Here is a 19,020-nt window from a genome sequence, read left to right as displayed (position 1 = left end):
TCATCAGTAAATGCTACGTTATCCGTTGATTATCCTGCGACGCTCGCAAAGAATTTTTTGTAATCCGTCGTTGCAAGCACCTTTTCAAGCTGTGCCACAAGCTGACGTAAGCCTTGCTCGTCCTCGTCTGTAAAGCGACCGAAGACAGTACTGTCGATATCGAGAACGCCAATAATCTGATTTTTCACCACCAACGGCAGAACGATTTCAGAATTACTCGCCGCATCACAGGCGATATGCCCATCAAAGGCGTGAACATCCGCGATTCGCTGTACTTCATTGCGGGCAACTGCAGTGCCACACACGCCACGCCCTACCGGGATCCGTACGCAGGCAATTTTGCCCTGAAACGGCCCGAGTACCAGCGTATCGTCCTCAAGTAAATAAAACCCAGCCCAGTTTACGTCAGTCAGACGCTCGTATAACAAAGCACTGGTATTCGCCAGCGTTGCCAGAAAGCTGGTTTCTCCCGCCATCAACGCATTAAAGTCACGGTTTAAGTCCGCGTAAAATTCTGTTTTGTTCATTATATAATCACTTGGTTGTCTTACCTGGAACTGCCAGCCTATTAAAATAAGCATTAAATGCGTTAATGCTCAAGATCATTCCCATCATGGGTTAAGATAAATGTTAATTCTTATTACATTTGGCATGTCATGGCTCTTAACACCCCACAAATTACGCCGACAAAAAAGATAACAGTGAGCGCAATTGGCGAGGAACTACCGCGTGGTGATTATCAACGTTGCCCGCAATGTGACATGCTGTTTAGCCTGCCCGAGATAAATTCTCACCAGAGTGCCTATTGCCCGCGCTGTCAGGCGAAAATTCGCGATGGCCGTGACTGGTCGCTCACAAGGCTGGCAGCAATGGCTTTTACTATGTTGTTGCTTATGCCGTTTGCCTGGGGCGAACCTCTATTACATATCTGGCTGTTAGGTATCCGTATCGACGCCAATGTAATGCAAGGCATCTGGCAAATGACCAAACAGGGCGATGCGATAACCGGCGCAATGGTGTTTTTCTGCGTTATAGGTGCACCTCTCATACTGGTGACCTCTATTGCTTATTTATGGTTTGGCAATCGGCTGGGAATGAATTTACGCCCGGTGTTGCTGATGCTGGAGCGACTAAAAGAGTGGGTAATGCTGGATATCTATCTGGTCGGCATTGGCGTTGCTTCTATAAAGGTACAGGATTACGCCCATATCCAGGCGGGCGTCGGGCTATTCTCTTTTTTCGCGCTGGTGATTTTAACAACAGTGACATTGTCACATCTTAATGTTGAACAGCTGTGGGAGCGATTTTATCCGCAGCACCCTGCCACGCGTAGGGACGAGAAATTACGCGTTTGCCTGGGTTGTCACTTTACCGGCTATCCCGATCCGCGCGGTCGTTGTCCCCGTTGCCATATCCCACTTCGCTTGCGTCGCCATCATAGTATTCAAAAATGCTGGGCTGCTCTTTTGGCTTCAATTGTCTTATTGTTACCTGCCAACCTGCTGCCTATTTCGATCATCTACCTGAACGGTGGACGACAAGAAGATACGATTCTTTCCGGAATTATGTCGCTGGCGAACAGCAATATTGCAGTCGCCGGAATTGTTTTTATCGCCAGTATCCTGGTGCCGTTCACCAAAGTGATCGTCATGTTTACTTTACTGGTAAGCATTCATTTTAACTGCCAGCAAGGCTTACGCACGCGGATTTTGCTGTTGCGGATGGTGACCTGGATTGGCCGTTGGTCGATGCTCGATCTGTTTGTCATTTCATTAACCATGTCGCTGATTAATCGCGATCAGATCCTCGCTTTTACTATGGGACCCGCTGCGTTTTATTTCGGCGCAGCGGTTATTTTGACTATTCTTGCTGTGGAATGGCTGGACAGCCGCTTACTTTGGGATGCACATGAGTCAGGAAACGCCCGCTTCGACGACTGAAGCGCAAATTAAAACTAAACGCCGTATCTCACCTTTCTGGCTGTTGCCGTTCATCGCGCTAATGATTGCCGGTTGGCTGATTTGGGGTAGTTATCAGGATAGAGGCAATACCGTCACCATCGACTTTATGTCGGCAGACGGCATTGTTCCGGGTCGCACGCCTGTTCGTTATCAAGGCGTTGAAGTCGGCACGGTGCAGGATGTCAGCCTCAGCGACGATCTACGAAAGATTGAAGTCAAGGTCAGCATCAAGTCCGATATGAAAGATGCCCTGCGCGAAGAGACACAGTTCTGGCTGGTGACGCCGAAAGCCTCACTGGCAGGTGTTTCCGGGCTGGATGCGCTGGTCGGCGGTAACTATATCGGCATGATGCCGGGTAAAGGTAAAGAGCAGGATCACTTTGTGGCGCTCGATACCCAGCCAAAGTATCGGCTGGATAATGGTGATCTGATGATCCACCTGCAAGCCCCCGATCTCGGTTCATTGAACAGCGGTTCGCTGGTCTATTTCCGTAAAATTCCGGTGGGACGCGTCTATGACTATGCGATCAATCCCAATAAGCAAGGCGTAGTGATTGATGTCCTGATTGAGCGGCGTTTCACCGATTTGGTGAAAAAAGGCAGCCGCTTCTGGAACGTTTCCGGCGTTGATGCCAATGTCAGTATCAGTGGCGCGAAGGTAAAACTGGAAAGTCTGGCTGCCCTGGTTAACGGTGCGATTGCCTTCGATTCACCAGAAGAGTCGAAACCTGCCGATCCGGAAGATACCTTTGGTCTGTATGAGGATCTCGCCCACAGCCAGCGTGGGGTGATCATAAAGCTGGATCTACCAGGTGGAGCCGGATTAAACGCCGATTCAACGCCGCTCATGTACCAGGGACTGGAAGTCGGGCAACTGACCAAACTGAATTTAAACCCAGGTGGCAAAGTCACCGGAGAAATGACCGTTGATCCCAGCGTCGTCACTCTGCTTCGTGAAAACACCCGCATCGAATTACGTAACCCGAAGTTATCCCTCAGCGACGCCAATCTCAGCGCCCTGCTGACCGGCAAAACGTTCGAACTGGTACCGGGTGATGGCGAACCACGCAAAGAGTTTGTCGTTGTGCCTGGCGAGAAAGCTTTACTGCATGAACCCGATGTTCTGACGCTAACCCTGACAGCACCAGAAAGCTATGGAATTGATGCCGGTCAGCCGCTCATTCTTCACGGCGTACAGGTAGGTCAGGTTATCGACCGTAAACTCACCAGCAAAGGCGTGACATTTACCGTCGCTATCGAACCCCAGCATCGCGAACTGGTAAAAGGCGACAGCAAATTTGTCGTTAATAGTCGTGTCGACGTGAAAGTGGGTCTGGATGGTGTCGAGTTTCTCGGTGCCAGCGCCTCAGAATGGCTCAACGGCGGGATCCGTATTCTGCCAGGCGACAAAGGTGAGATGAAAACCAGTTACCCACTGTACGCCAATCTGGAAAAAGCCCTCGAAAATAGTCTTAGCGATTTACCTACCACGACCGTGAGTTTAAGTGCGGAGACACTGCCGGATGTGCAGGCAGGGTCGGTAGTGCTGTACCGTAAATTTGAGGTCGGTGAAGTGATTACCGTACGTCCACGGGCCAATGCGTTCGATATCGATCTGCACATTAAACCGGAATATCGCAACCTGCTGACCAGCAACAGCGTGTTCTGGGCTGAAGGTGGCGCGAAAGTTCAACTTAACGGCAGCGGCCTGACCGTTCAGGCGTCACCGCTTTCGCGGGCGTTAAAGGGAGCCATCAGCTTCGATAATCTCAGCGGTGCCAGCGCCAGCCAACGTAAAGGCGATAAGCGGATTTTGTATGCTTCCGAAACAGCGGCTCGTGCGGTTGGCGGGCAGATTACGCTCCACGCTTTCGATGCCGGAAAACTGGCGGTCGGTATGCCAATTCGCTATCTCGGTATTGATATCGGGCAAATCCAGACTCTGGATCTGATCACCGCGCGCAATGAAGTACAGGCAAAGGCGGTGCTCTATCCTGAATATGTCCAGACCTTTGCGCGCGGTGGTACACGCTTCTCAGTGGTCACACCGCAAATTTCGGCAGCAGGCGTTGAGCATCTTGATACGATCCTCCAGCCGTATATCAACGTCGAACCAGGTCGGGGTAATCCTCGCCGTGACTTTGAATTGCAAGAAGCTACCATTACTGATTCGCGTTACCTTGATGGCTTAAGCATTATTGTTGAAGCGCCGGAAGCCGGTTCGTTAGGTGTTGGTACGCCAGTACTGTTCCGTGGTCTGGAAGTAGGTACAGTCACCGGAATGACGCTGGGGACATTGTCAGATCGCGTGATGATTGCGATGCGCATCAGTAAACGTTACCAGCACCTGGTACGTAACAATTCCGTCTTCTGGCTAGCTTCGGGCTACAGTCTGGACTTCGGTCTGACGGGCGGCGTGGTGAAAACCGGTACCTTTAACCAGTTTATCCGTGGGGGTATCGCCTTCGCCACGCCTCCAGGTACACCGCTGGCACCGAAAGCCCAGGAAGGCAAACACTTCCTGTTGCAGGAAAGTGAACCGAAAGAGTGGCGTGAATGGGGAACAGCACTCCCCCGATAAGCCACATTGCTCCGGCGTGCCTGCGCCGGAGCGTTTATGCTAAACTGCGCGCCTGTTTTTTTGCCAGTGGTACATGCTCGTGGCCCAACACACCGTTTATTTCCCGGACGCCTTTCTGACACAAATGCGCGAAGCCATGCCTTCGACGCTCTCTTTTGATGATTTTCTCGCCGCCTGTCAGCGCCCGTTGCGCCGCAGCATTCGCGTAAATACCCTGAAAATCTCCGTTGCTGATTTCCTGCAATTAACCGCCCCTTACGGCTGGACGCTAACGCCGATTCCGTGGTGTGAAGAAGGTTTCTGGATTGAACGCGATGATGAAGAAATCTTGCCGTTGGGCAGTACCGCCGAGCATTTAAGCGGCCTGTTTTATATTCAGGAAGCCAGTTCAATGTTGCCCGTTGCCGCATTGTTTGCCGACGATAATACCCCACAGCGGGTGATGGATGTCGCCGCCGCGCCTGGTTCAAAAACCACACAAATTGCCGCTCGCATGAATAACGAAGGGGCGATTCTTGCCAATGAGTTTTCCGCCAGCCGGGTAAAAGTGTTACATGCCAATATCAGTCGCTGCGGTATCCGTAACGTGTCTCTGACTCATTTTGATGGCCGCGTCTTTGGTGCAGCGTTACCAGAAATGTTCGATGCCATTTTACTGGACGCCCCCTGCTCTGGCGAAGGCGTGGTGCGTAAAGATCCCGACGCACTGAAAAACTGGTCACCAGAAAGCAATCAGGAAATTGCTGCCACCCAACGGGAACTGATCGACAGTGCCTTTCATGCATTACGCCCTGGCGGTACGCTGGTTTACTCGACCTGTACCTTAAACAAGGAAGAAAACGAAGCCGTTTGCTTGTGGCTGAAAGAGACTTACCCCGATGCAGTAGAGTTTTTACCGCTGGGCGATCTCTTCCCTGGTGCGGACAAGGCACTCACCGAAGAAGGCTTTTTGCACGTTTTCCCGCAAATTTACGACTGCGAAGGCTTCTTCGTTGCCCGGTTACGCAAAACACAGTCGATTCCCGCCTTACCCGCACCGAAATACAAAGTGGGTAATTTCCCGTTTAGCCCAATCAAAGATCGCGAAGCCGCACAAATTCGCCAGGCGGCGACTGCCGTTGGCTTACAGTGGGATGAAAATCTGCGCCTCTGGCAGCGCGATAAAGAACTCTGGCTGTTCCCAGCGGGCATTGAAGCCCTGATCGGTAAAGTCCGATTTTCCCGTCTGGGAATTAAGCTTGCTGAAACGCATAACAAAGGTTATCGCTGGCAGCATGAAGCGGTTATTGCCCTGGCCTCCCCCAACCATACGAACGCTTTCGAACTGACGCCTCAGGAAGCGGAAGAGTGGTATCGCGGGCGCGATGTTTACCCGCAAACCGTGCCAACTACGGATGATGTGCTGGTAACCTTCCAGCATCAGCCAATAGGTTTAGCCAAACGTATTGGCTCGCGACTGAAAAACAGTTACCCACGTGAACTGGTGCGCGATGGGAAACTTTTTACCGGTAACGCCTGATAGCGCACAAAAAAAGCGCACTTTTTGACTGGCACATTCGCCTGCCTCAACTACGCTGAAAAATGGTGCGATCGGACTGGTCGTACCACAACCGGCAGATAAATGGAGAGCACGAAGATGAAAACCAGTGTGCGCATAGGCGCTTTTGAAATCGATGACGGCGAGTTACACGGCGAATCGCCAGGTGATCGAACATTAACAATTCCTTGTAAATCTGACCCCGATTTGTGTATGCAACTTGATGCCTGGGACGCCGAAACCAGCATTCCAGCTCTACTAAACGGCGAACACTCTGTCCTGTACCGTACCCGCTACGATCAAAAGTCTGATGCCTGGATTATGCGTCTTGCCTGATCCAAAAAGAACCCGTCGGCATGACGGGTTATTTATTCTGGTTATTTCCCCGAAGTAAAATCCTCTCCTAAACTTAACGGTACGGCACCACACTTCGAGGATGAAATGTTCGCGCTGGTACTTTTTGTTTGCTATCTGGACGCTGGCTGTGAAGATATTGTTGTTGATGTTTACAACACGGAACAGCAGTGCGTCTACTCAATGGACGATCAACGGATCCGCCACGGCGGCTGCTTTCCTGTTGAGGATTTTATTGATGGGTTCTGGCGGCCCGCGCAGGAGTATAGTGACTTTTAATTACTGGAGTTGTTCCATTGTGAGTGTCCCTCCGAAGACGGCGCCGGTGTCTATATAATGCAAGTTTCCAATATCTACTCGATGAGGTAACGGCGTATGTCCAAACCAGAAATGGTCAGCACCGGTAATTCCCTGCCCTTTTTGGCCTTCACGTAATCGCGAACGACTCCACAATACCTGGTGCAAATCGACGTCCTTTTGCCATTGATAAACGTCGTCAGGATAATCAGCATGGGCAATAACGTGTTTGCCAGTGCGACTGTTTAATTCAAGAATAAAAGGCAAATGCTGGCATTTGCTGAGCGCCCTTTCTGCTTGCTTCTGTTGCTTATCTGCCAGCGCAGCAAACCAGTCGCCACCGTTCATATACCATAAAGACATCTGCTGCGCGGCCAGCGCATCTATCGCCATCTGCTCATGATTGCCTCTTACCGCTCTGACCCAGCGTTGCTCCAGTAGTTGAAGACAACGTAAACTCTCCGGACCACGATCAATAACATCACCTACCGAGATCAATAAGTCTTGCCACGGGTCAAAACGGCAATGCCATAATTTGATACGCAGTAGCCCAAGGCAGCCATGAATATCCCCCACCAACCAGATATGTCGCCAATGGCTGCCATCAATTTTCTGATAGGTGCGGCCTGCCTCTTTCATCAATTTTTTACTCCCGCGCAGAAGGTCACATTATTTTAACATAAATGTTAAAAAAGGCTGGACTGAAGCAGTAGAGTGTGTGTTATGGTTGATTGTGAAGTCAGCACAGGGAAAACAGTGATGTATTCATCCGCTGGCTTAATAGATAAAAAGAGACCGAATACGATTCCTGTATTCGGTCCAGGGAAATGGCTCTTGGGAGAGAGCCGTGCGCTAAAAGTTGGCATTAATGCAGGCTTAGTTGCCTAGCCCTTTAAGAATAGATGACGACGCCAGGTTTTCCAGTCCACACGAAAAGTGGTCAGAAAAAAGCGTCTTAATCATCGTTTTAAAAATAAAAAAAACGCCCAATCTGATAAAAGATCCTGGGCGTTTTTTTTGGCAAATCAAAAGACTAATTCAGGTAATCAGCAAAGTTTTTCAGCTCGTTCTATAAATGGCATCAGGCTCATTTTTTCACCGGGTTTGTTGGGATCTTCAATCTGGATCACTGAAATAGGCTGGGCCTTAGTCTTCCCACTGGAAACCTCTTTTTGCGCAACATCGTTCAAAGGGTATTGCACCAGGGTGCTGGGATTAATGACATACAGCGCATTACCCGGTCGGCATGTTAACATCACTTCTTCGCGATTAAACGCCCATTTGTCTTTGCCAATTTCAAAACGGCTGACGGTAATCACCTGAGGAGCCGCCAGCGCCGCAGTGGAACTGGTGAGCAACAAAAACGCCAATATACTTTTTTTCATCATTTATCGTAATCCATCAAAACGGTTCCAGAGTCGCTAGCAGGCTGATAATCACCAGTACCACCGCGCCTATCGCCCATTCGAGTTGAGTCATCCATACAAACCAGGGAACAGCCCGGACTTCATCATGCCGCATTCTCGGGACCAGAACATAACGATTTGCCAGCGCGATAACCACCATAATCATTACCAGTATGACTTTGAGCAATAAGAGCTGGCCCCAGTAAGTGGCAAGCGTGGGGGGAAATCCCGTGATTAGTAATGCATTGAGCACACCACTCACTAGCACGCCAATGACAGCAAAATGTCCGCACCAGGAAAAACGCATCAGCGCATGAATGGCCGGACGTCTCCAGCGCCCTTTCACCAGCCGCATACACCAGACAACCGGCAGTAGCCCTCCAAACCATGCTGCAGCACAGATAAGATGTACGGCATGATTGGTCTGATGAATTTTTGCGGTTAATCCTTCATTTAATGTCGCGTGTCCCATACCCGCCATCAGGATAAATTGCGCGGTAGTCAGCATGAACAGTAACCGCAACATATTCCGTGGTTGCATCAGAACGACGGTCAACGTAACGAGAGCGAGAACGATTTGCCAGATCCAGACGCCTCCAAAGTGCGTTTGTAACACCGACTGCCAGATGCTCAGCGAAACGACATCTGGCCATCCCGCGCCCATCAACCCACCCTGAACGGCGAACATCGCTGCGGCACTGATCAAACTCCATGCGGCTACGTGCTGTTGTAAACGCAAAAAACGCTTCGTCAATAATCGACGAATCGTCACTGGTGCCAACCATGCCCCGTACATCGCGAAGCCAAAAACCAGCATCAGAGAGATAAAATGGATAAATCGCAGTGTGACCCAGGTAAGCGCTAGCATGCTTTATTTCACTGTAAAGGTGTACTGCCCTTTGGTTTTATGTCCGTCCACCGAAACAACATGCCAGTCAACGGTATAACTTCCGGGATTCAGGGCATCGGCAAGCGGAACGATCAATTGCTTTTTGTCTTGTTCATTACGTTTCGCGGGTAATGTTTTAACATTTTCATTCTTCGGGCCGATGATTTTGGCCCCACTGAATCCAGGTTCAATACCTTCAGAGAAATTTAAAGTAATGGCCTGTGGGGCAGCGGTGACCGCCGCATTCGCCGCAGGATACTGGTGAGTCAGGTGCGCATGAGCCCAGACGGAAGGGGCCGCCAGCGAACCGGCAATTATTGCCAGTGTATAACGAAGAGAACGCGCAGTTGAAACCATATTATCTATTCCTTTTTGTAATGAGTTTTTTACAGAGCATAACCTTGTCTAATGAGAGAGTCGAGGATCATCAATTCAGGCTTGCCATCCTGGCTGACTCTTAGTAACTTTTGCCCGCAATTAACGAGGAGACACCGTATGCTGAAGAATCTGGCCAAACTGGATCAAACTGAAATGGATAAAGTAAATGTCGATCTGGCCGCTGCCGGAGTGGCATTTAAAGAACGGTACAATATGCCGGTGATTGCTGAAGCGGTTGAACGTGAACAACCGGAGCACTTGCGTGGCTGGTTTCGTGAGCGCCTTATCGCCCACCGTCTCGCCTCTGTAAATCTGTCACGTTTACCTTACGAGCCCAAACTTAAATAAACCTTATATTAAGTTACACTTTCTTACATGGTGCCTGCTAAATTATAAGTATTTTCTCATACACGCCATTATTCGCAGACACTATGAAAAGGAAGTCATCATGTCGTACTGGAAAGTTGCAGCAGCACAATATGAGCCTCGTAATGCTTCACTCACTGAACAGGTAGCCCGTCATCTGGAGTTCGTGAGGGCTGCCGCCAAGCACCAGTGCGAACTGTTGGTTTTTCCCTCACTTTCTCTACTGGGATGCGATTACAAACGTCGTCCGCTTCCATCTCCGCCCGATCTCTCGCTTTTAGACCCGCTTTGTTATGCAGCAACAACCTCGCGAATGACCATTATTGCTGGCCTTCCCGTTGAATATAATGAGCGGTTTATTCGCGGTATTGCAGTATTCGCCCCCTGGATGAAAACGCCAGGAATTTATCATCAAAGTCATGGTGCATGCCTGGGTCAACGTTCCGAAACCATCACTGTAGTGGATGGCCAACCGGAAGGTATTGATATGGACCCGACTTGTTCACTTTTTACAACCGGGCAATGCATCGGTGAACCTGACCTATTGGCTTCGACCCGACGCTTAGAGTTTTTCTCACATCAATACTCCATCGCTGTGCTAATGGCGAACGCCCGTGGTAACAGCGCACTGTGGGATGAACATGGCCGCCTTATTGTTCGCGCCGATCGCGGTTCTCTTTTGTTGGTTGGTCAGCGCTCTTCGCAGGGTTGGCAAGGCGATATCATTCCATTACGCTAGGCGTTTTCTTCCTGGAGCATGACCATGCTGCGCATTATCGATACAGAAACCTGCGGTTTGCAGGGAGGGATCGTTGAAATTGCCTCTGTTGATGTTGTTAACGGGAAAATCGTCAACCCTATGAGCCACTTGGTGCGTCCCGACCGTCCCATCAGTCCACAAGCCATGGCGATTCACCGTATCACAGAGTCCATGGTTGCCGACAAACCGTGGATTGAAGAAGTTATCCCGCACTATTACGGTAGCGAATGGTATGTCGCCCACAATGCCAGCTTTGACCGCCGGGTGTTGCCAGAAATGCCCGGTGAGTGGATTTGCACCATGAAACTGGCTCGTCGTTTGTGGCCAGGAATCAAGTACAGCAATATGGCACTGTATAAATCGCGCAAGCTGAATGTCCAGACACCATCGGGTCTGCATCACCACCGCGCGCTGTATGATTGTTATATTACCGCGGCCCTGCTTATCGATATTATGAACACATCAGGCTGGACGGCGGAGCAGATGGCGGATATCACCGGGCGGCCGTCGTTGTTGACGACGTTCACGTTTGGCAAGTATCGCGGTAAAGCCGTATCAGACGTTGCAAAGCGCGATCCGGGCTATCTGCGCTGGTTGTTTAACAACCTTGACAGTATGAGCCCGGAGTTACGTTTAACCTTGAAGCATTATCTGGAGAGTGTTTAACCCGCTGATTGGCCTGGTAATGTCCCCTGCGCCAGGGCTATCAGAAAAGCATATTCCATCGCCACACCTTCGTAGGATTTAAAACGTCCAGATTTACCGCCATGCCCTGAATCCATGTCGGTACAAAGCAATAATAGATGGTTATCAGTTTTAAGCTCGCGCAGCTTAGCCACCCATTTTGCCGGTTCCCAGTATTGCACCTGTGAATCGTGTAATCCGGTCGTTACCAGCAGATGCGGATAAGCCTGAGCCGTGACATTGTCATACGGGCTGTAGCTTTTCATATACTCATAATATTGCGGATCCTGCGGATTTCCCCACTCTTCAAATTCGCCGGTAGTAAGAGGAATCGACTCATCAAGCATCGTTGTTACAACATCAACAAACGGTACCTGGGCAATCACGCCGTGGAATAACTCGGGGCGCTCATTAATTGCAACGCCCATCAACATACCGCCAGCACTGCCCCCCATCGCATAACAGAGTGAAGGTGAACCGTAGCCCAGCTTTAACAATGCGTCGCAGGCATCGAGATAGTCATTAAAGGTATTTTTCTTTTTCAGGAATTTACCGTCTTCGTACCATTGTTGCCCCAGCTCGCCGCCACCACGGACATGGACAATGGCGTAGACAAAACCGCGATCCAACAAACTCAGGCGGCTAAAACTAAAATCGGCATCAATGCTTGCGCCGTAAGAGCCATATCCATATACCAGCAGCGGGTTGTGGCCTTTCTGGAAATGCTTGCGATGATAGACCAGCGAAACAGGCACTTCGACGCCATCACGGACAGTGATCCACAAGTGTTCGCTGCGATAATTCGCCGCATCGAAACCGGGGACTTCCGTTTGTTTTAATACCCGACGCTCTCCAGTATCCATATCCAGTTCAAACAATGTATCTGGCGTAGTCATGGAGGAATAGCCATAACGCAATCGTGAGGTTTCAGGTTCCGGGTTATAGGCAATCCAGGTAACGTAAGCCGGATCATCAAAGGCAATGCCGATAACCTCCCGCGTTTTGCGGTTGATTTGCCGCAGACTGGTTAACCCACGCTGACGCTCTTCAACCACCAACCAGTCAGTAAACAGCGTAAAGCCTTCGAGCATGATGTTATCGCGCGGTGGGATTAACTCTTCCCACTCTTGCTCATCACGCATACGGGTACGGTATAAGCCAAAATTTTTGCCGTTGCGGTTGGAGCGCAGATAAAACCGATGCTGGTAGTGATCAAGACTGTATTCGTGATCTTTGCGACGCGGTAAAAAGACAAACGGCTCGGCATCGGCCAGCTCTGCATCCAGCAGCCGAACTTCGCTGGTAGTGGCGCTGGCAAGATGAATAACCACATAGTGTTTCGACGTCGTTTTATGTAGGCTGACGTAAAAGGTATCGTCTTTTTCTTCGTAAATCAGTTTGTCTTCAGATGCTGGAGTGCCAATGGCATGCCGCCAGACCTGATACGGCAACAACGTCACTGGATGCTTGCGAACATAATAAAATGTCCAGGAGTCATTCGCCCAGACAAAGCTGGGTTCCACGTTATCCAACAGTTCGGGATACCAGTTGCCCGTTTCCAGATTGCGAAAACGGATACCGTACTGGCGTCGGGAAAGAAAATCTTCTGCAAGTGCCATAATCGTGTTATCGGGCGTAATCGCCATTCCGCCCATTGAATAAAATTCACTGTGCGCCGCCCGTTTGTTCGCATCGAGCAGAGTCTCCCATTCGTCCCACTCTTCACTGAACGCTGACTGACGCTGGTAGATTGCATATTCACAACCAGGTTCATAAATTTGCCGGTAGCGATAGCCATTTTTGACGTAAGGTGCAGAGACTTCTCTTTGCGGTATGCGGTCAATGATTTCTTTTAATATCCGATCCTGCAAAGCTTGTTGCGACGCCATGACCTGATGACCGTAGCTATTTTCTTGTTGCAGGTAATCCAGCACTTCCGGCTGCGAGCGTGTGTCGTCCCGCAGCCAGTAGTAATTATCGATGCGCGTGTCGCCATGAAGCGTCATGGCATGGGGGATGCGGGCGGCTTTTGGTAGCATGTTATTGTTCTTTCTGGTTGAAACATCTTATAAGGGTGGCAAAACTCACCCGGGATGCAAGCGAAACAGGGCGGTCATTGTATAGATGATGACAGGTAATGGTGTGAAAATCGAAAGGATGTCGCCAGCGAAAATTAATTCGCTCAAATAGCTGTGCGGTTTTGTATAGCCCGATAAACAGGCATATCAGGCTATACGGAGTGAGATATTATTCAGACAAAGTGCGTTTTTGCTGTTCGAGATCGCGTTCAATTCCTTCACGGACTTCCTGGGGAATTTTCAGCGCATCCCCCAGTGCATTCAGGTAACTGCGCTCCATAAAATGGTCAATATCAATAGCCGCACAGCTCAGGAAATAGATCTCCAGTGCCTCTTCTTCGTTGCGGATCCCCTGGGCCAGGCGCTGCGGATCCAATGGTTGCTCGATTGCCTGTTCGATAAGTACACGCCCCTGCTCTTCAACACCAGCTTCACGCAATTGCTGGTCGATAGCCGCGCGTTCTTTACTATCGATATGACCATCGCTTTTGGCAGCAAAAACCAAGGCGAGGATTAAACGTTCTGTACGTTCATCCAGCGGCGTACTTTGGGTGCCGTATTGCGGTTCGTTCTGATGCGCCGCACGAATTTTATCTTTGTATTTGTTCCACAGTACGGTACCAGCGACCGCTCCGCCGCCAACCAGCAACGCGTTTGTGCCGTATTTCGTTAATAGTTTACGTGCTGATTTATTGGCAACCAGCAGTCCTGCCAACCCGCCTAATGCGCCGGGTACTAAAAGTTTGCCCAATCCCTGATCTGTAGACGAAGAGGAAGCGCTGCTTTGCCCAAGAAGGGATTGCAGTTGATTTAACCAGTTAGCCATATTTACTCCTCGATTCACTATTTTAATGGCAACAGCATAGAGAATGAGGATGTCAGAAAGTGTATATAGAGACAAAAGATGCGCAAATAAGCGGGACGGGAGGCAGTCCTCACAGGAAATTCACATCATGTAAGGTGCCGGGTGATGTGATTAATTTGAAACTTGTAGATTTGATTGTAATTGCCTGATGCGAACCTGGCGCTTCTTATCAGGCTTGTGGGGGCTGGTACATTGTTGGGCGGATAAGGCGCTCGCGCCGAATCCGCCAACGGTCAGCCGAATTATCAGAAGCCATTAGCGCCGCTGATATTCCGCCATTCCCGCTTTACAATCCACATTAACCAGATAATGAATATCGGCACTTTTACCACGCACGGTCAGCGGTACCGACCATTTATCATCTTTCCCCTGAATGTCCTGCAAACTAACCCACGCCACCGGATCGGCCTGACCGACGATTTTTTGATCGTCTGCCCAGCGCGCCACGCGGTTTTGCTGATAATCACGTTTTACACTCGCAGCGATTCCGGCTGCATCTAAACCTTCACATTTGGGGAAAGTTACCGACTTGCTGGTTTCGTTATTGGCAGCGAAAACTGATGTACAGGCGGAAACCAACAACAGCCCCAACAACGCTCCTCTTTTTTTCATGTTTTTCTCCATAGCACAATGATTCAGGAGAAAGCATGGTACAAATTATCAGGAGCGCAAGTTGCTTCAGGCGGCGTGGGTTTCACCTTCCCCATCCGTGTCAGTATCGACCACCTGGGGAGAAGGTAATTTACCGGTTTTCAGAATGGTACTAAGCACATCTTTTTGTTCTGCCAACCACAAAGAAAGCGCCTCACGCTGCTCGTCTTCCATTGTCACCGGAGAATTCGCCAACCATGTGTCGAGTAGATCCGCTGTATCGAGCATTTTGTCATAAGCATCGGCTTCCTTTTTGCTGGTAAACGACATCTTCTCTTCGCCCTCAGGAATGACCACGTATTTAATTTCAACCGCCATTTGCAGCCTCTCATCATAACTGTAATTTTATACAGTATATTTCTTTTCAGTCGAGAAATCAACGCAGGCAATCAAGCAATAAAGACACGCGCAAACGTTTTCGTTTATACTTCACGCGGACTTAATCAGGGGATATTCGTTATGACGTTATTAGGCACTGCGCTGCGTCCGGCAGCAACTCGCGTGATGTTATTGGGCTCCGGTGAACTGGGTAAAGAAGTGGCTATCGAATGCCAACGCCTCGGCGTAGAGGTGATTGCGGTCGATCGCTATGCCGACGCGCCCGCCATGCATGTCGCGCATCGCGCCCATGTCATTAATATGCTGGATGGCGACGCATTGCGCCGTGTTGTTGAACTGGAAAAACCACATTATATCGTGCCAGAGATCGAAGCTATTGCTACCGATATGCTGATCCAGCTTGAAGAGGAAGGGCTAAATGTTGTCCCCTGCGCGCGTGCAACACAATTGACGATGAACCGCGAAGGTATTCGTCGTCTGGCTGCGGAAGAGCTTCAGCTTCCCACTTCAACTTATCGTTTCGCTGATAGCGAAGACCTTTTCCGCGAGGCGGTCGCCGCCATTGGCTATCCTTGCATTGTTAAACCGGTGATGAGCTCTTCCGGCAAGGGACAGACGTTTATTCGCTCTGCCGAACAACTGGCTCAGGCATGGGAGTACGCCCAGCAAGGTGGTCGCGCCGGAGCGGGTCGCGTGATTGTTGAAGGCGTCGTTAAGTTTGATTTCGAAATTACCCTGCTGACCGTCAGCGCGGTGGATGGTGTTCATTTCTGTGCGCCTGTAGGTCATCGCCAGGAAGATGGTGACTATCGTGAATCCTGGCAACCGCAGCAAATGAGCCCACTGGCCCTCGAACGTGCGCAGGAGATTGCCCGCAAGGTGGTGCTTGCACTGGGTGGTTATGGTCTGTTTGGTGTCGAGTTGTTTGTCTGTGGTGATGAGGTGATTTTTAGTGAAGTCTCCCCTCGCCCGCATGACACCGGGATGGTGACGTTAATTTCTCAGGATCTTTCTGAGTTTGCCCTGCATGTGCGTGCTTTCCTGGGACTGCCGGTGGGCGGGATTCGTCAGTACGGCCCTGCCGCTTCAGCCGTTATCCTGCCGCAACTGACCAGCCAGAATGTCACGTTTGACAACGTGCAGGAGGCCGTTGGCGCAGGTTTGCAGATTCGTTTATTTGGTAAGCCGGAAATTGATGGTAGCCGTCGTCTGGGGGTTGCGCTGGCTACAGCAGAAAGTGTTGATGAAGCGATTGAACGCGCGAAGCACGCCGCCGCACAGGTAAAAGTACAAGGTTAAATCTGGCAAAAACGCGACAAAAATGCCCGATTCACGATCGGGCATTTTGACTGTTACAGCTTCGCGCCTTCTACTGCTTCACGCGCCAGCTTAGTAATGCGGTCGTAATCGCCTGCTTCCAGCGCATCTGCCGGAACCAGCCAGGAACCACCAATGCACAGTACGCTTTTCAGCGCCAGGTAATCACGGTAGTTAGCCGGAGAAATACCGCCAGTCGGGCAGAAACGAACCTGAGAGAACGGACCCGCAATTGCCTGAAGTGCTTTCACGCCGCCATTAGCTTCTGCCGGGAAGAATTTGAACTCTTTCAGGCCGTAGTCCATACCCAGCATCAGTTCGGAAACAGTGCTGATACCTGGAATCAGAGGAATAGTCCCTTCTGTCGCCGCTTTCAGCAGTGGTTCAGTCAGACCTGGGCTGATTGCGAACTGTGCGCCCGCTTCAGTTACTTCTGCCAGTTGCTGCGGATTCAGAACCGTACCGGCACCCACAATCGCTTCCGGCACTTCTTTGGCGATAGCGCGGATAGCATCAACTGCACACGCCGTACGCAGAGTCACTTCCAGAACGCGCACCCCACCAGCAACCAACGCTTTTGCCATTGGCACCGCGTGTTCCAGTTTATTTACCACGATAACCGGTACAACCGGGCCGGTGGTCAGGATTGATTCTGCACTTGTTTTCCAGTTTTTCATCAGAGTTTTCTCTCGCCTGATTACAAATTTTGTCGTCTTAAAAAGTGATACAGGTTGCGCCCTGTTCGGCACCGGACAGTTTTTCGCGCAAGGCGCTGAATAATTCGCGTCCTGTTCCCACGCGTGACGCGCTCAGGTCAGGAATGTGCGGTTCGCGAGCAGCCAGTTCAGCTTCGTCTACCAGCAGCGTCAGTTCGCCTGTCTGTCCATTCACACGAATGATGTCCCCATCGCGCACTTTTGCCAGCAGCCCACCATCGTAGGCTTCTGGTGTTACGTGGATAGCTGACGGCACTTTACCTGAAGCACCAGAGAGTCGTCCATCGGTAACTAACGCAATTTTGAAACGCCGGTCCAATAATACACCAAGTGGCGGCATGAGTTTATGTAATTCTGGCATTCCGTTCGCTTTTGGCCCCTGATGGCGGACAACAACCACACAATCACGGTCCAGCATACCCGCTTCAAAAGCAGGCATAACGTCATGCTGGCTCTCAAAAACAACAGCAGGCGCTTCAATCACCTGGTTTTCAACCGGCACTGCAGAGGTTTTCATGACGGCACGGCCCAGGTTGCCGCTTAACACTTTTGTCCCGCCATGATGCGAGAAAGGTTGTTCAAAGGAAGCAATCACATTGCTGTCGAGCGATTTGTCTGCACCTTCGCGCCAGTCCAGCTCGCCGTTATTCAGCCATGGTTCGAGGGTATAGCGCGAAAGACCAAAGCCCGCCACCGTATTGACATCTTCATGCAACAGGCCAGCCTTGAGCAGCTCACGCACCAGAACCGGTACACCACCCGCCGCCTGGAAGTGGTTAATATCGGCCGGACCGTTTGGATACAAACGTGCCATCAGAGGTACGACATCAGAAAGTTCAGAGAAGTCATCCCAGTTGATCTGAATACCGGCCGCTCGCGCCATCGCCACCAGGTGCATCGTGTGGTTAGTGGAGCCACCGGTCGCCAGCAGCGCAACAATACCGTTCACCACCACTTTCTCGTCGATCATCTTACCGATCGGCATCCATTCATTACCGTTGCCAGTCATGCGTGTAACCTGGCGCGCAGCGGCTGCGGTTAATGCATCACGTAACGGGGAGTCTGGATGAACAAAAGAAGAGCCCGGCAACTGCATCCCCATAAACTCCACCACCATCTGGTTGGTGTTGGCAGTACCGTAGAAAGTACATGTACCAGGGGCATGATAAGACGCAGCCTCTGACTCCAGCAGTGCCATTCGATCCACCTTCCCTTCGGCATAAAGCTGGCGAATGCGCACTTTTTCTTTATTTGGCAACCCGCTTGCCATCGGACCTGACGGCACAAATACCGCAGGCAGATGACCGAACGACAGCGCGGCCATCGTCAGCCCTGGGACAATCTTATCGCACACGCCGAGGAACAGCGCGCCATCAAACATGTTATGGGACAGCCCCACCGCCGCAGACATCGCAATGACTTCGCGGCTTAACAGCGACAGTTCCATACCATCCTGCCCCTGGGTAACACCATCGCACATCGCCGGAACACCACCCGCAACCTGGCCAACCGCATTAGCTTCATGCAGTGCTTTACGAATAATCTCTGGATAATGTTCATAAGGCTGGTGAGCGGAGAGCATGTCGTTGTAGGAGGTGATGATAGCGATATTGTTACGCAACATGCTTTTCAGGGAGGCTTTGTCTTCTGGCTGGCAAGCTGCGAAACCGTGAGCCAGGTTACCGCATGCCAACTGCGAACGATGAACGGTCGAAGTTTTCGCTTGTTCGATCCGGGCGAGGTAAGCAGAGCGAGTCTCGCGCGAACGTTCAATGATTCGATTTGTTACGCGTAACAATTGTGGATTCATAAAGGCTCCTGAAATTGAGTTGTCAGAGCAG

Annotated in this window: 20 protein-coding genes; 9 read left to right on the top strand and 11 right to left on the bottom strand. The window is 50.7% G+C overall.

All coding sequences use genetic code 11. The features are described 5' to 3' along the window. Positions 1–29: 29 nt before the first annotated feature. A complete protein-coding gene (gene msrC, locus FEK50_RS10880) occupies positions 30–527 on the bottom strand; it encodes an L-methionine (R)-S-oxide reductase (protein WP_131161135.1) in 498 nt (165 codons plus the stop codon). A 129-nt stretch (positions 528–656) separates the two neighbouring features. Here msrC and yebS point away from each other — a divergent pair, with 129 nt between their 5' ends. From yebS to FEK50_RS10855, 5 genes are all read left to right on the top strand, one after another. Beyond that, positions 657–1,940 (top strand): membrane integrity lipid transport subunit YebS, encoded by a 1,284-nt coding sequence (gene yebS / locus FEK50_RS10875; RefSeq protein WP_131161134.1) that lies wholly within the window; start codon positions 657–659, stop codon positions 1,938–1,940. Beyond that, the gene (yebT, locus tag FEK50_RS10870; protein ID WP_131161133.1) at positions 1,909–4,542 is read left to right on the top strand and encodes a lipid-binding membrane homeostasis protein YebT; all 2,634 of its coding nucleotides are present in this window, start codon (positions 1,909–1,911) and stop codon (positions 4,540–4,542) included. The genes yebS and yebT overlap by 32 nt, the downstream gene beginning before the upstream one ends. Positions 4,543–4,621: 79 nt before the next feature. Further along, entirely contained in the window at positions 4,622–6,061 is a 1,440-nt protein-coding gene (gene rsmF / locus FEK50_RS10865; RefSeq protein WP_131161132.1) for a 16S rRNA (cytosine(1407)-C(5))-methyltransferase RsmF, read from the top strand. 117 nt (positions 6,062–6,178) lie between these two features. After that, a complete protein-coding gene (locus FEK50_RS10860; RefSeq protein ID WP_002431586.1) occupies positions 6,179–6,415 on the top strand; it encodes a YebV family protein in 237 nt (78 codons plus the stop codon). A gap of 105 nt (positions 6,416–6,520) precedes the next feature. Beyond that, positions 6,521–6,712, top strand: coding sequence for a YebW family protein (locus tag FEK50_RS10855; RefSeq protein WP_130208463.1), 192 nt, complete (start codon positions 6,521–6,523; stop codon positions 6,710–6,712). On the opposite strand, the gene pphA is transcribed toward FEK50_RS10855, so the two are convergent. From pphA to yobA, 4 genes are all read right to left on the bottom strand, one after another. Then, entirely contained in the window at positions 6,713–7,369 is a 657-nt protein-coding gene (gene pphA, locus FEK50_RS10850) for a protein-serine/threonine phosphatase (RefSeq protein ID WP_131161131.1), read from the bottom strand. Positions 7,370–7,776: 407 nt separating this feature from the next. After that, a complete protein-coding gene (locus FEK50_RS10845) occupies positions 7,777–8,118 on the bottom strand; it encodes a YebY family protein (RefSeq protein ID WP_130208467.1) in 342 nt (113 codons plus the stop codon). A 13-nt stretch (positions 8,119–8,131) separates the two neighbouring features. Then, entirely contained in the window at positions 8,132–9,004 is an 873-nt protein-coding gene (gene copD / locus FEK50_RS10840) for a copper homeostasis membrane protein CopD (protein ID WP_130208469.1), read from the bottom strand. 3 nt (positions 9,005–9,007) lie between these two features. Beyond that, positions 9,008–9,382, bottom strand: a complete 375-nt coding sequence (yobA, locus tag FEK50_RS10835) for a CopC domain-containing protein YobA (RefSeq protein ID WP_130208471.1) — start codon at positions 9,380–9,382, stop codon at positions 9,008–9,010. Positions 9,383–9,520: 138 nt separating this feature from the next. On the opposite strand from yobA, the gene holE reads away from it, so the two are divergent. The 3 genes from holE to exoX all read left to right on the top strand — a co-directional run bounded on the left by holE (position 9,521) and on the right by exoX (position 11,195). Next, positions 9,521–9,751: a DNA polymerase III subunit theta gene (gene holE, locus FEK50_RS10830; RefSeq protein WP_000916758.1), complete on the top strand. Its 231-nt coding sequence runs from the start codon at positions 9,521–9,523 to the stop codon at positions 9,749–9,751. 100 nt (positions 9,752–9,851) lie between these two features. Continuing rightward, positions 9,852–10,508 (top strand): carbon-nitrogen hydrolase family protein YobB, encoded by a 657-nt coding sequence (yobB, locus tag FEK50_RS10825; protein ID WP_130223531.1) that lies wholly within the window; start codon positions 9,852–9,854, stop codon positions 10,506–10,508. 24 nt (positions 10,509–10,532) lie between these two features. Next, the gene (exoX, locus tag FEK50_RS10820) at positions 10,533–11,195 is read left to right on the top strand and encodes an exodeoxyribonuclease X (RefSeq protein WP_130208475.1); all 663 of its coding nucleotides are present in this window, start codon (positions 10,533–10,535) and stop codon (positions 11,193–11,195) included. Here exoX and ptrB read toward each other — a convergent pair. From ptrB to yebG, 4 genes are all read right to left on the bottom strand, one after another. Then, a complete protein-coding gene (gene ptrB / locus FEK50_RS10815) occupies positions 11,192–13,252 on the bottom strand; it encodes an oligopeptidase B (RefSeq protein WP_131161130.1) in 2,061 nt (686 codons plus the stop codon). The genes exoX and ptrB overlap by 4 nt on opposite strands. 208 nt (positions 13,253–13,460) lie before the next feature. Further along, positions 13,461–14,117, bottom strand: coding sequence for a tellurite resistance TerB family protein (locus FEK50_RS10810; protein ID WP_131161129.1), 657 nt, complete (start codon positions 14,115–14,117; stop codon positions 13,461–13,463). Between the two features lie 294 nt (positions 14,118–14,411). Then, complete coding sequence (gene yebF, locus FEK50_RS10805; protein ID WP_130208481.1) at positions 14,412–14,768, bottom strand: protein YebF; 357 nt, start codon at positions 14,766–14,768, stop codon at positions 14,412–14,414. A 66-nt stretch (positions 14,769–14,834) separates the two neighbouring features. Next, on the bottom strand, positions 14,835–15,125 hold the full coding sequence (yebG, locus tag FEK50_RS10800) for a DNA damage-inducible protein YebG (protein WP_131161128.1): 291 nt from the start codon (positions 15,123–15,125) through the stop codon (positions 14,835–14,837). Between the two features lie 141 nt (positions 15,126–15,266). On the opposite strand from yebG, the gene purT reads away from it, so the two are divergent. Further along, positions 15,267–16,445, top strand: coding sequence for a formate-dependent phosphoribosylglycinamide formyltransferase (gene purT, locus FEK50_RS10795; RefSeq protein ID WP_130208485.1), 1,179 nt, complete (start codon positions 15,267–15,269; stop codon positions 16,443–16,445). Positions 16,446–16,498: 53 nt separating this feature from the next. Here purT and kdgA read toward each other — a convergent pair whose 3' ends face one another. Together kdgA and edd are read right to left on the bottom strand one after the other, a co-directional pair. After that, the gene (gene kdgA, locus FEK50_RS10790) at positions 16,499–17,140 is read right to left on the bottom strand and encodes a bifunctional 4-hydroxy-2-oxoglutarate aldolase/2-dehydro-3-deoxy-phosphogluconate aldolase (protein WP_064529269.1); all 642 of its coding nucleotides are present in this window, start codon (positions 17,138–17,140) and stop codon (positions 16,499–16,501) included. Between the two features lie 37 nt (positions 17,141–17,177). Beyond that, positions 17,178–18,989: a phosphogluconate dehydratase gene (gene edd / locus FEK50_RS10785; RefSeq protein WP_131161127.1), complete on the bottom strand. Its 1,812-nt coding sequence runs from the start codon at positions 18,987–18,989 to the stop codon at positions 17,178–17,180. Positions 18,990–19,020 lie beyond the last annotated feature (31 nt).

The sequence above is a fragment of the Escherichia sp. E2586 genome (assembly GCF_005781105.1).
GTDB lineage: Bacteria > Pseudomonadota > Gammaproteobacteria > Enterobacterales > Enterobacteriaceae > Escherichia.
This window is presented reverse-complemented; position numbering and strand designations above follow the sequence as displayed.